Source organism: Bacillus sp. 2D03, assembly GCF_003946765.1.
GTDB lineage: Bacteria > Bacillota > Bacilli > Bacillales > Bacillaceae_G > Bacillus_A > Bacillus_A cereus.
The window spans coordinates 1-14,246 of the sequence record NZ_RPSJ01000002.1 but is presented as its reverse complement, the minus strand read 5'-3'; the positions used below and the strand labels follow the sequence as shown (position 1 = coordinate 14,246).

Below are 14,246 nucleotides of genomic sequence, written 5' to 3'. Positions count from 1 at the left end.
TTACACCCTCTTCTTTGTTAATTTAAGTAATACTTTGCTCAAGCTTTCTTCCGTAAGATCCTCTGCATCAGCAAAATCTGATACCGTAAAAGCAGACTCTGTTGTTGGTTTATTTATAAGTTGACGAAGATGCCTCAACATACCATCTGCTATCACTTGAATTTTTAATTTAGAAAACTGTTCCCTACTATACATCCAAATAAAATGTAACTTTTCATCTTTCACCATTCCGATAACATCAATTAGATGAGATGGTTTGGAATCTGGAGCATGATCTAAAAATGTAAATCCTGTCTCTTGCATAAACAAAGAGTCCCTTGAAAACACCTGATCAAATTGGCCCAAATAGTTAAAGCTTATTGAAGGCTTTTGCTGATAAAACGGAACTAATCCTTTATTCAAGTAACGTAAAATACCATAGTCAACTCCGCGATTTGGGATTCGACGCAATTGCTCTTTGACTGCCTTTAACCCTTCAATAGGTGTCTGAGTTCCTTGAAAATTGAGATGAACGGGATAAATACTCGTGAACCAGCCCACTGTCCTTGATAAATCAATACCTTCAATCATCTCTTCTCTTCCGTGTCCTTCTAGATGAATAGAAACGGTTTGCTGATTTGTACAATCGACGATAGCTTGTCCTAATGCCGTTAATAGTACCTCATCAATCCTTGTCTTATGAGTGACTAGAACTTCGTGAAACAATGCTTGTGTTTCTTCTATTCCTAAAGTCCCCGTCACTTGATCAATCGATTCTTCTGTCGTTTCTTGTATTGGATAGTCCATTGGAATTTTCATCGTTTCTTTTTCTACTTGTTCATTCCAATAATCCTTTACTTCTTTTGAAATACCCGAATCACTGTATGTCTGAAGTCGTTCAGACCATTCTTTAAAAGATGTACTTTTCGCAGGTAAGCGAATTTCTTGACCTTGTTTCATCTGGTTATATACCACCTGTAAATCTTCCAATAGAATCCTCCATGACACTCCATCTACTACTAAATGATGTATCACCCAGAATATTCGATCATTTTCAGTCAAGTTATCTTCAAAGTACACTACTTTCATTAACGGACCAGTAATTAAATTGAAACTAGCTTGATTAATGTTCATCTCTTCTTGTATTATTTTATTCCACTCTTTTTCATTAACTTGATTCCGTTTTACAACATGGAGTACTGACAGTTCATCAGTCCCTTCATTTCTCTGCCTCCACGTTCCGTTTGGTAACTGTTCGTACCGGAAACGTAAAGCATCATGATGTTTCAGTAAATTTAATATCGCTCCCTCTAGTAACTTCACATCCAATCTTTCTTTTACTCTTAAAAGCATTGATTGATTCCAATGCTCTGGATGTGCATGTTCTTGCTCGAAGAACCAGCACTGAATTGGAGTAAGAGGCACATCACCTATCACAATTCCCTGCTCCGCTTGTACTCCCTGCGTTTCTATAGCCACTTGTGCCAGCTCAGCGATAGTTGGGCATTCAAACATTTGCTTTGGAGTAAGTTTTAACCCCACTTGACTTGCTTGAGATATGATTTGAATACTGAGAATCGAGTCGCCACCAATTTCAAAGAAATTATCATAGATTCCCACCTTTTTAACACCTAATACTCTCTTCCAAATGGTAGTTAGTATCTGTTCGTTACTATTCCGAGGGCCAACACATTCACTATTAATCTGCTTTTCCTCCGGCATAGGTAAGGCCTCACGATCAACTTTACCGTTAGCTGTAAGTGGAATAGCTTCCATCGCCACAAATCCCGAAGGAACCATATAACTTGGTAGTTTCGCTTTAAGATACTCTCTCCACGCATCTACATTTCCATCTCCTACAACATATGCTACTAATCTTTTATCGCCTGGCTGATCTTCTCTTACAATTACAACTGCCTCTTTTACATATGCATATGTATGTAAAGTAGACTCAATTTCCCCAATCTCAATTCGGAAACCACGTATTTTAACCTGATGATCAATTCTTCCACGATAATCTAGATTCCCATCTGGCAAATACCTCGCTAAGTCTCCTGTCCGGTATAATCTTGCTTTCAGATCACTACTAAATGGATGAGATATAAAACGCTCTGCTGTTAATTCAGGTCTATTTAAATACCCACGTGCAAGCCCCGCCCCGCCAATATAAAGTTCACCATCAACACCTATAGGAACAGGTTGTTGATAAGCGTCTAGTATATACACTTCTAAATCGGGAATCCGCTTTCCAATATTACTTCTTGAAGCATGCTGCACATCATCTAAAGTAATTGGATAATATGTAACATGAACTGTGGTTTCTGTAATTCCATACATATTAATTAACTGTGGGTTTTTCTCCCCATACCTTTGAAACCACGGTAACAAGCTAGTAGGTTCTAACGCTTCTCCGCCAAATATGACATAACGCAGCTGTAAATTTTTATTCTTATCTTCTTGTTCACATACTTGTATTAATTGTCGAAATGCGGAAGGTGTCTGATTTAGAACTGTGACTTCTTCCTCCACCAATAATTGATAAAAATCCTTAGGTGATCGACTAATCCAGTACGGAACAACAACTAATTTTCCACCATATAATAACGCTCCCCAAATTTCCCATACTGAGAAATCAAATGCATACGAATGAAAAAGCGTCCAAGTATCTTTTTCATTAAACTGATACCAACAATCCGTCGATTTAAATAACCGAATGACATTGTGATGCTCTATCATAACGCCCTTTGGATTTCCCGTTGATCCCGAAGTATAGATTACATATGCCAGATTTTGGGGACCGACACTAGAAACCGGCAAAGTCTTACTTTCTTTCCAAATCTCATCTTGATCACGATCCAGACAAATCGCCTCGACATTTTCTGGTAACCATTTTAATTCTTTTAAACTTTCTTGCGTTACGAATAACTGAATGCTAGCATCTTCTAAAATATATTGAAGTCGTTGCTCTGGATATGTTGGATCAAGTGGGACATAAGCCCCACCAGCCTTCAAAATCCCTAAAATACCTACAATCATCTCGTGGGAACGTTCAACGCACAGTCCAACTAAATTATCAGGTCCTACTCCTTTTTTCTGCAGATAATGAGCTAACTGGTTTGCACGTTCATTAAGCTCCTTATAAGTAATTTTTTCTTTTTCATACGTAACTGCAATAGCATTTGGATAAATCATCGCTTGCCGTTCGAACATTTCATGAATAGTTACTTGAGATGGGAAATCCAGCTTAGGATTGTTGAACTCAACTAAACTTCTTCTTTTATCTTCATCAGAAATGATTTCGATTTCAGCTACCTTCTGCTTTGGTTTTTCAAAAGTGTTTTCCATTATCGCTAACATCACGTTAAAAAAACGTTTTATCTCTTCCTTAGAAAATAGCTCCTCACGATAATCAATATGTACATGTAAAGAGTCAATATCAATTAGATTTTCAATATGCACTGCAAAATCTTGCACCTCTTCATGGTTTGGAATCCATAGTGAGTCACCACTTTCATCACGATCCCTATAATCAATCGTAGTTCCGAAAAGTCTCACATTACTATTATTCTCTTTATTAATCTGCTTTAATAACAAATCAAATGGATATTTCTGGTGTCTCAATAATTTGCTTTGTTTTCTGGATACCCTACTAATAAATGAAAGTACTTCTTCTTCCGGATCAATATCCATTCTTAAAGGAACTGTACTCACCATCATTCCAATCAATTTTCGCTCCATTTTAGTCATACGATTGCCGTAAGCCATTCCTAAACCAATATCAAGCGATGAGGTCCACCGATACATGGACAACGAGAAAGCAGCAACAAAAAAAGTGTATAAACTAATTTTGTAATCTTCAGAAAATTTTTCTATCTTTCTCTTCAAATGCTCCGTTAATATAAACGTCTCACGTGATGCTTTGGTACTAACTTGGTACGTATTATAAGGCTTCAATCCAGTCGCAGATGGCAGTGTTTTAAATTCCTCTAACCAGAATTTTTGATCTTTTTGAAAACGACTACTATTCAAATATGTTTGTTCATTAGTCAGAAATTGAACATATGAATTTTTAATTTCGCCTTCCTCATTCTCGTTATGCATGTCATAATAATATTTTGCAATCTGCTCAGTAAATATTTGAATTGATAAACCATCCATAATAATATGATGAACATTTCCAAAGACTGCACATTCATTATCGTTTAATTTTATTAAAGCGAAATAGTATAAATTTGAATTAAATAATGTAAACGTTTCTTTTGTTTTCTGCTCAATCCATTCCTCAAGCAAATTTGTATTCTCCACATTACTGAAATCAAAAAACTCAAATTCTTGTTCTTCATGTTTAATAAAATATTGTTTCGGTTCCTGATGCTCATTTTCTTTTAACCTAATGCACAGACCGTCATTTTCACTGATAACGCGATTCACAACTTGGTTTAATTTTGAATAGTTCATTTTTCGATGAAGTTTAAATAAAAATCTTAAATTACATATTCCTTTATCAGAATGAATAACTTCTGTATACCATATTCTTCGCTGCGGATGGCTTAATGGATAACATTCCTCATTGGTCATAAAAATCTTCCCTTCAAAAATTATTTGCTCTTATAGGTTCGTGTTTATGTTTAGCCCATAAATATTTCTGCAGTGAAACTCCAATTACTCCAATAATAACAAGCCCAATCCCTCCATAAACATAGAGTTGAGTTACTCCAAACAAATGCACTAATGGACCACTCATAGCAGGAGAAATAATTAGAACTGCGTTTGTTAAACTGCTTTGTATACCAAATACTCTTCCTACTTGATCTTGATCCGATTCTATTTGTAAAATGACTTGATTAGATACAAGCATCAGCCCACTTCCGATACCAGCGATAAAACTAATTAAATAGGCTAAAACGAAGACCGTACCGGGCGTTATCAAACCAATCCCCCCAAAACCAATTCCCATTAAAACCATACCTCCGCATACTACCCAGCCATATTGAAATTGTTTTAATTTCTGAGTTAGTAATGCACCAAGTATTCCGCCAAGACCAATAATAGAAATGATATATCCCATTTTACTTTTATCATGTGGGAATAAGCTCTTAAATAAAGTTGGGAATTGTGAGTCTACTAATTGTAATACCGCCATGGCTATTGTAACGAAAATCATGGTTGATAATATTATCCGATTAGATAACACATAACCCCACCCTTGTACCCAAGCGGTCCAAGTACTTTGTTTTTGCTTTTCAACAAATTCTTTCGATATAGTTTCTTTAAATTTTATTGTGGGTATCAAAACTAAAGTAGCTAATAAACAACTTATAGCTCTTATAATGAGGCAGAACTCTGGTTGAAACCAGCTCAACAACATGCCCCCTATAAGTGGGCCTACTATCTTTGTACCCTGCTCTACTATTCCGTTGATACTTACTGCTTTAGTAAGCAAGTCCGGGGATACAATCTGTCTTGTTAGTGTTTGCTGTGCAGGATAATAGAAAACAATAAAAATGGAACGAATCATTAATGCCACTAAGAGCCAGTGGATATCTTGTACAAATAAAAGAGCAATTGTTATTAGACCAACCATTAGATTACAGAACATCATAATTGGAATTTTTCTAAAACGATCTGCAATAACACCTGCCCATGAGCCAAAAATAATTCCAGGAAGTGCATATGCAACAGGAATCAATCCAATCATGGTAGGATCTACTTCCCATTCAAACCCAACTATAGTCATAATCGCTAACATATCAATAAAAACACCAAGCATAAGCAATGAATAGGCAGAGAAAACTTGTAAATAAACCCTATTTTCTAATAGGCCTTTTGAATCAGTAGTTTTCATAAAAGCAAGCTCCTTAGGTTACTAATATAAACGCTTTTGCGTATAAGGTACCTCTTTATTAAACCTAATTAATCATTATTGACATCTCACCTAGAATTTAATTTCGTCAAAACTCAAACCAGTCTTGTTTTTCATATATTTAAAATAGTCAGACAAACGAAAGCGTACCTATTTCTTCATTTTTATATCAACTGTTACAAAATATATCTTTACCTTACACTAATAACAGCTAAACGTTGCCTTAATATAACCCTTTACAGTCGTTTGCACATTCAATTCACATCCTTTTTAAAGTTGGCTTTTTTCTATCTCAAATACTATCACACAAATATTTCACCTACTATATTCATAAAGTTGAAATATTTGAATCAGAAAATTCGGATAAAAAGCTAAATCCACAAATCATACCAAACAATTATTTAGTTATATTGTCATTTTATAGATGGCTTTAGCCATAAGGATATCAAGAATTAAGTTTTTTAATTTTATTAATATAATAGTTTACAGAGACTATAAATCCTATTAAATAAAAAGGTATATATACATTAAAGTATATGCACCTTTCCCTATCCTACATATTTTCTATTCAAATTAATTCCAATAACTAAAGTTGATAATAAAAATATAATATTACCAATCACTAATGCACTCATAACAAGAATTGAATAATATAGTATTAATACTTCTGCACCTACTACCTATTTTATTTATTGGATATTTATACTTCAAAAAAAATTACACATCATTCACAATTAGGATACATACCCAAAATATGATTTGAACATGTTATTATATTTTAAGATAATATAAAATCAGTTTTTCTATAAGAGAACTTAATTTTTATGTAGTACGAAATTGTTAGTAATACAGTATATACTAATTTAGTTATAAAAACATTTAAAGACCACCTATTTCCATAAGTGATCTTTCTTTGTGATTCTGTATTTGTGCATTATTGTAGAAATATATCGTAGAAACGCTTTGTTTGCTAAATGTTTAGTTCTTTCCATTTACTAAAAAACATAGCTTCATACACTTAATATCATATTCGTTACATTGCAAACTATTATTTTGTCTTCTGTACAGGCAAACTACTAAAAATCAATTCCGCAACTTTTACATATCCTTTTGAGTTTGGATGAATTAAATCCTTAGACCAAAGCGTATTGTCATTAACTAAATGATGATTCCAAAAATCAACATGATGAAGCTTATACTCTCTGCTCAGTGAATGTATAACTTCATTTGCCTCTAATAATTGTTCTTTTATTACTTGTTTTTTTTCAGAAGCAAAAGGAAGCCTAACTGTAAAATCTGGAAGGTTTGCTATAATAATATCAGCCCCTGCTTTACTTAATGTATCTATCATAAATTCCATATCATTCTTATATGCATCATGATTCCAACGTCCTTTTAAAACATCGTTTGCCCCTGCAATGAGACTAACCAAATCTGGATTAAAAGTTAACGCCTTTTCCAATTGCTGCGAGCGAATTTCTTTAGTTACTAACCCACGCTTTGCAAAATTGGCATATTCTATATCGTTTTCACACAGTTGAACAAAATGATCTACCCAGCTTTTTAATGCAATTCCCTCAACTTCATCCCCTATCCCCTCTGTAAAACTATCACCAATTGCTACAAATCGCTTCCACATATGTATTCCCCCTTTATTTTTAAACATATCTATACTATACAATAGCTCACAGCGTAATTGTTATTTCTAAGTGTTTTTCGATTTCAATTATATTCGACTTTACTATATTTACATTTAGAATCCAAAATTGACCGATTCCCAAGTATACTAAGGAATCGGTCATATTCGTATATTTACTAAAGAAATAAAATCCCGCTAGGAATTATACTTTTTTTCAAAAAATTTGTTGTTCTTTGTTTTGCCCAGTTGATACATTTCTTTTCGATTAAATGATACGAAACTATAGAAAAAAGTATTGTCATTGCAATGCACAAAGTAAGAAGGAAAAAGATAGGTATCTTTGTATACAATAGTTTAAATAGTATCATCATGATTGGAAAATGACACAAATAGATACTGTATGAAATTTCTCCTAAGTATACAAATACACTCTTATTTAAAAATACTTTTACTTTTAGGTTACTCATAGCCATTATAATAAATATACTAACCCCCATTACGACACCCCAATCTTTTAATAAGAAAGTTGTATCATTACGGGAAAAACCATAAATTAAAATGGAATATAAATATAGAATAACCCCTAATGCAATAAGAAATCCTTTTTTAATTTTTTTCATATTCCTATATGAGTAGATAAGTTTTTCCTGATACTTAAAAAGTAACATTCCAACCATAAACATAGATGTAAAATGCAGTGTATCAGCATAACCATTATAAAATCCTTCAGCTTTCCCAATATGCAACATATTAAGAACAACACTAATTAAAGAAAAGCTCAAAGCAAATAGTATCGTTTTCTTCCAATTCAGTTTATAAAAAAGAAGGAATAACAAAGGAAACACAATAGATATACGCATTTCTTGAGCCAATGACCAAATAACTGGATTATAATTTTCCGTAAAAAAGTTATTAAGAAGCACAAAGTGGTTTAAAATATCTAATTTTGTTATAGACCCTTGCCACCTATCATAGAACCAATCCCGTAGTCCTACCACTTCATACGACGAAAATAAAATAAATAAAACAAAGGTAACGATTATCCAAAAATAATAAGGAATATAGATTCTTACAAATCTCTTAATTAAATATCCCCAATAATTTGTTTTTGAATGATAAAGTGCCATAGATAACACAAAACCACTTAGTACATAAAAAACGATAACAGCTTCCCCACCCGCCCATAAAAACCTAAGTGGGGAAAATTTAATAGAATTAGGCAACGATGGTAGCATTAAACAAAAATGTCCAAATACCACAGTAAGTGCCGCTAACCCTCGTATGGAATCTAATTCTTTTATTCTCTTACTCATAAAATGTTCTCCTTGTAAATTGTAAATTTTGCTGTTCATAAAGGCCACTATAAGAATGTAGTGGGAGAATTGTACATATTCTTTCTTTAAATTCCTAATATAAGCAGTACAAAGTTAATTTGACCTCCATTTTTTTATATACATAATTTAAAACAAAATATTTAATACAAAGAAAAGATTTTATTAAATTTTTATAAAGTGAAACATTTAGTTGTATCCTATAAAATTAGCTTTTTACTATATCAATCGCACTATCCCACATACCACTAAAAAAAGATCCTGTTTTACGTATAAAACGTGTAAGCCAATTTGCTTGTTCCACATCAGATTTTGTTACAAGGTCTATTTGTAATGAATTACCTGATAAGAACCCATGATCTGTATTATCTTTAGACGAGATAATCATTTTACTAATTGTTACACCTTTTTTAATAGGCGCTTCTTGTTCCGTATTCGATACTTTAAATTCTTTTTTATAAATGTCTTTGTTGCCCTTCGGCATTGGAAGCGAAACAACTTGTTTCATTTGAACTACTACATCTTTTTCTTTTGCATTTGCTACTCGAACTGTTTCATGCCCTTTTACTACTGAATCTTTTCCATAGACATTCTTCACTTCAAAATTCGCAAATCCATAATCGTATAATTTCTTTGTTTCATCAAAACGTGCCGTATGAGATTTTGCTTTTATCACTACAGAAATTAGGCGCATACCATTTCTTTCTACTGTACCAGTGAAACAATCTCCCGCTTCTGGAGTCGTTCCTGTTTTCAAACCATCTACACCTTCATATTGCTTAATTAAGCCTTTTAACATCCAATTAAAGTTCGCCATATCAATTGGATATTTACCACCCTCTTGGAATGTTTTTTTAGGAATTTTTGCTGTATTTAATATTTGGGGGAAATCTTGAATAAGACGTTGTGCTAAAATTGCACAATCCCTTGCAGACATTTTATTTTTCTCGTCTAGAGTTGTCCCTTCTAGGTGATATCCTTTTAAATCTTGATTTGTTAAGCCGGTAGAGTTTACAAACTTATAGTCTTTCATACCAAACTCTTTTGACTTATCGTTCATCATTTTTACAAAATTGACCTCTTTACCAGCAATCTGTTCAACTAAAGCAATTGTTGCACCATTTGCAGAGTAAATTGCCATTGCCTCATATAACTCTTTTACCGTATAAGAGCCACCATTTTCTAATGGAACATTTGATAGTGAACGATCTTGCGAAATCTTATGTGCATATTCAGAGATTTTAACTTTTTGATCCCATTTAAGTTTTCCTTTATCCACCGCTTCATGAACTAAGTATTCGCTCATCATTTTTGTCATACTAGCAATTGCCAATGATTCATCTGCATTTTTTTCATATAAAATTTTTCCGGAATTTGCTTCTATTAAAATTGCTGATCCTGCTTCAACGTCTATAGCAGGATCTGTTTCCGCTGCTGCTTTTCCAATTGTAACGACCATGCTACAAAATATTGTAAGCACTGTTACTATTGCAATAACTCTCTTGCAAAACATACCTTTCACTTCAGTTACCTCCAATTTCTTTGTACTAAAAAAAAGCGTTATTCTAACATAATCCCGCAAAAAAAATAGACAGTGTTCTCAAATTGTATATACATATAAAACGTTAGAATCGCTTTCATATAGACCATCTCATCCGACACTTTTAGGTGCGCTAATACTTTGTATTTCCACACATATCCTTATTTTTAATCCCCTTATATTTTTCAAAATGATTCACACTTTCATATTTTTTAGGATTACAATTAATAGACAATCTAAATAATACATTTGTTCCACATTTACAAAAAATAAAAAACTACACCCTATACTGGATGTAGTTTTTCTAACTGATTTATTTATTTTTCACTTCATTTTTATAAAAAGTAAATAATGGTTCGATGGATGGACTAGATAACAGCGGAATTGCCTTCTCAATCAATTTCCTATCCCAATCAAACCAACGCATTTCCATTAACATGTTTATTTCTGTATCAGTGAATCGTTTCTTTATTTCCTTAGCAGGATTTCCACCAACTATTGTATACGGCGGAACATCTTTACTTACTACAGATCCTGCAGCAACAATTGCACCTTCACCAATAGTAACGCCAGGCATTATTATAGCATTCATTCCAATCCAAGCATCACTTTTAATGACTGTATTGCCCTTAGGTTCATATGATTGTTTAATTTGCTCAGCGAATGGATATACTGTAATCCATTCTGAGTGATGATTATGGTTACCACCCATTAAAATGACTACTCCACTTGCAATGCAAACATAATTCCCAATAATGAGTTTATCAAGGTGCCATCCCATCTGTTCAATTGGATTGAAAAGTGCTTGGGACTTAGCATCTCCCCACAAATACCTTACACATCCATCTTCAAAATTTTGATGACTATAATAGCCTGAATAATAGGAGTACTCTCCTACTTCAATGAGTGGATTTGTTACTATATCTTTTATATACTTTGTTTCTGACCAATGATTAAATAATGGATACTTCATAGCTTTATTCCTCGCTTCTAAGTATTATATATATTGCTATTTACTTAGAAGCTTACTACGACTGCTACATTTTTTAGCTTTCTCAAACGACGAATCATTATCTTCAAGCCTTTCTTTTATACTAGAAAAAGCATAACGCAATACATTACACTAGTCAAATTGTGTAATTTTGAACACATCTTAAACAGTGTAATACTGCAATAAGAACATGAAAACACTTTAACTTTGATACAAATAATATATTGATTACATTTAGTTCATATTTTGTAAAAAAATTTTAATTGCCATGACAAAGCAAACAATAACCACTATTGGTCGTATTAATGCCGTCCCTTTTGTAAGCACCATCTTCGCCCCAATATATGACCCTATAATTTGACCAAGCATCATAATCAATCCAATTGTCCAATCGATTTGGCCAAAAATAATAAAATACAACAAAGCAGCGAAATTACTTGTAAAGTTCAAAATCTTAGCATTTGCAGTCGCCCGTGTAGCACTATATCCACATAAAAGAATGAACGCTAAAGCAATTAAACTACCTGTTCCTGGGCCGAAGAAACCATCATAAAATCCCAGTAACGGAGCCACTGTTAACGCAAACAACAACATACTTATTTTTCTCGGTCGATCTTCGTTTGCTATATTTGGAGATAATAGAAAATAAATCCCAATAAAAACAAGTAAAAAAGGTAATATCATAATTAGATATTCTGCTCGTATCTGTAAAACAAGCCATCCACCCAAAACTGATCCAAAAAAGGTCATTAAGATGGACAAACGCATTTCTTTAAGATTAATCTCTTTCTTCTTAATAAAAAACACTGTTGCCATGAGAGTTCCGCTACTCCCTTGCAGTTTATTAGTTGCTATCGCTACAGAAGGAGACATACCTACTAATAACATTATCGGGATAGTTATCATACCACCGCCTCCAGCAATCGTGTCTACCCATCCTGCTAATACAGCTACTAAAAATAGTAATATGAGTAATTCAATAGTAAAATCCATACAAAGAATATGGGAAGACTTGAGCTATTATACCCCAAACCTCCCCATCAGCCCTCCTCTCTTTAAACTAGTTAATTAAATCTTTAAAGTAACTTTCTTTCTGATCACGTAATCGGCTGGAAACGTATTGCCTGCAAACAATTCTTCTTCCGTATTTATTATTTCCAATCGGGATTTTATATTCTTCCTCAGATAACCTTTCCCTACCATGAGTTACATTTGTTTGTTTACCATAGTAAGAATTTGGTATAAGTAATAAATCTTCAGATGTAAGTGGAACCTTATAAGTAGGCGTTGTTCGTAAGAGTTCTAAAAACATGTCAAATTTCAATTTTTCTTCTTCACTTTCTCCCACATAAATCAATCTATTTTCTGCTCCATTTAAACAAGTTGCAATAATATCGCCATTATCATCCAAAAATATAATTTGGTTTATTTCCCCTACAAATCCAGATATTTCACCATCCGCCATTCCTGCTATATGAGCAATAGGCATTTTACTTATTGCCAATATGTCATCTTTACTGAAGTGATTTTCTTCAAGATGCTTTTGAAGTAATTTTGGCGTTCCAATATGAGTTTGAGTTTTTAAATTTAACACTCCTTTTAATAAAAGAGCATCAACTCTAGTAAATTTTCCACAAGTAATTTCAGACACTATTCGTTCCACAGATTTATTAAGTCTATTTGATACAATTTCTAAATTCGTATTGAATGTATTCAATCTTGCTTCAATATCTGATTTTTCTTTCATATCTGTATACACTGTGGCATCGTTATGTTGATAAAAGTTCCCGCCACCGGTGCTTGCACCGACATTTCGCAAAACTTCATCGTTATTTAAAGGAGAAATGAGATGAAATCTATTTTTCCCAGCATGTTCGGATGGGTGAATTAAAGCATCATAATTAAAAAGTGTGGCAAAAAGCCATGTGACCCATTCTGCATAAAAATATTTTTTCATTCTATCGTGTTCGTCTTCACCATAATTAAAACCTCTGCGATTTTCCCCAGGTAATAGTGTTTCCATAGGATCACATGGAGTATTTTTAATAAGGATAGGCGGTACGTTCCCACCACAATTCGCTATTTTTATCATGTGTAGTAGATTTTTCATGTCTGAATTCGGGGTTTTCTTTGAATAGTCAATCAAACAATTAAGCCACTCTTTTGAAAAATATGCTACTATTTCTTGATCACAAGTATAAGGATTATGAGTTTTTAATTCATTGTCTATCAGATTCTTCATTTTATCCTTCAATAGATTCGGAATAGTAATTTCTTCAATTTCTGTAATCTGCAGTATTCCTTTATTCATTATAAAACCTCCGTTGTTTTATTTTTTACACCTATCTTCTATTAAACAAACTATCCACTTCTTTTTTACTCCTTTACTTTTCGTCAGAGCTATTAGAATTACCGATTTACAAATAAAAAACATGGAGTATAAGAGATTTCTTCTTAGTTACATTTCCCCCACGAACCTCTATTGAATTGACAAATTTAATTTAAAAATCTGATTCATTTTCATACTTTACTTTCAAACTATGTTTATATGATTTTCAATTCAAGTAAGAGTATTTCATTTTCTAAAGTTTTCCTAATTTTAAAATCAGAATTTTCAATACAACTATGTTAACACTAAAAATATAACACGAAACCAAAAAATGTAAATGAATAGTTTTTTTATAAAAAATAGTCAGACTATTTACAAGGTAATTCGTATTCCATTGAACCAACTACGGCCCCTCAATTTTATTGATAACAATAAAAAAGCCCCCTAAATTTGAACTGAACCCAAAAAATTAGACAAATATATTAAGCAGCTACTAAGGATTGAACTCTGTATTGCACAGGGGACAATCCTTTTAGTTTTGTTTTAATTCTTTTGTGATTGTAGTAATGAATAT

General features: G+C 32.9%; 9 protein-coding genes. All 9 read right to left on the bottom strand.

The window, feature by feature from the left end:
• A complete protein-coding gene (locus EBQ15_RS05140) occupies positions 1–4,557 on the bottom strand; it encodes a non-ribosomal peptide synthetase (RefSeq protein ID WP_000180426.1) in 4,557 nt (1,518 codons plus the stop codon).
• Between the two features lie 13 nt (positions 4,558–4,570).
• On the bottom strand, positions 4,571–5,824 hold the full coding sequence (locus EBQ15_RS05135) for an MFS transporter (protein WP_000858609.1): 1,254 nt from the start codon (positions 5,822–5,824) through the stop codon (positions 4,571–4,573).
• A 1,066-nt stretch (positions 5,825–6,890) separates the two neighbouring features.
• Positions 6,891–7,481: an SGNH/GDSL hydrolase family protein gene (locus tag EBQ15_RS05130; RefSeq protein WP_000265884.1), complete on the bottom strand. Its 591-nt coding sequence runs from the start codon at positions 7,479–7,481 to the stop codon at positions 6,891–6,893.
• Between the two features lie 176 nt (positions 7,482–7,657).
• Positions 7,658–8,833 (bottom strand): acyltransferase family protein, encoded by a 1,176-nt coding sequence (locus EBQ15_RS05125; protein WP_001999762.1) that lies wholly within the window; start codon positions 8,831–8,833, stop codon positions 7,658–7,660.
• Between the two features lie 187 nt (positions 8,834–9,020).
• On the bottom strand, positions 9,021–10,334 hold the full coding sequence (locus EBQ15_RS05120; protein ID WP_000677702.1) for a D-alanyl-D-alanine carboxypeptidase family protein: 1,314 nt from the start codon (positions 10,332–10,334) through the stop codon (positions 9,021–9,023).
• A gap of 331 nt (positions 10,335–10,665) precedes the next feature.
• Positions 10,666–11,325, bottom strand: coding sequence for a CatB-related O-acetyltransferase (locus EBQ15_RS05115; protein WP_000876939.1), 660 nt, complete (start codon positions 11,323–11,325; stop codon positions 10,666–10,668).
• 252 nt (positions 11,326–11,577) lie between these two features.
• A complete protein-coding gene (locus tag EBQ15_RS05110) occupies positions 11,578–12,336 on the bottom strand; it encodes a TSUP family transporter (RefSeq protein ID WP_000347995.1) in 759 nt (252 codons plus the stop codon).
• A 67-nt stretch (positions 12,337–12,403) separates the two neighbouring features.
• Positions 12,404–13,654 (bottom strand): hypothetical protein, encoded by a 1,251-nt coding sequence (locus tag EBQ15_RS05105; RefSeq protein WP_001032362.1) that lies wholly within the window; start codon positions 13,652–13,654, stop codon positions 12,404–12,406.
• 500 nt (positions 13,655–14,154) lie between these two features.
• Positions 14,155–14,246, bottom strand: a 92-nt coding sequence (locus EBQ15_RS05100; RefSeq protein ID WP_164514457.1) for an IS3 family transposase, incomplete at its 5' end; no start/stop codon positions are given.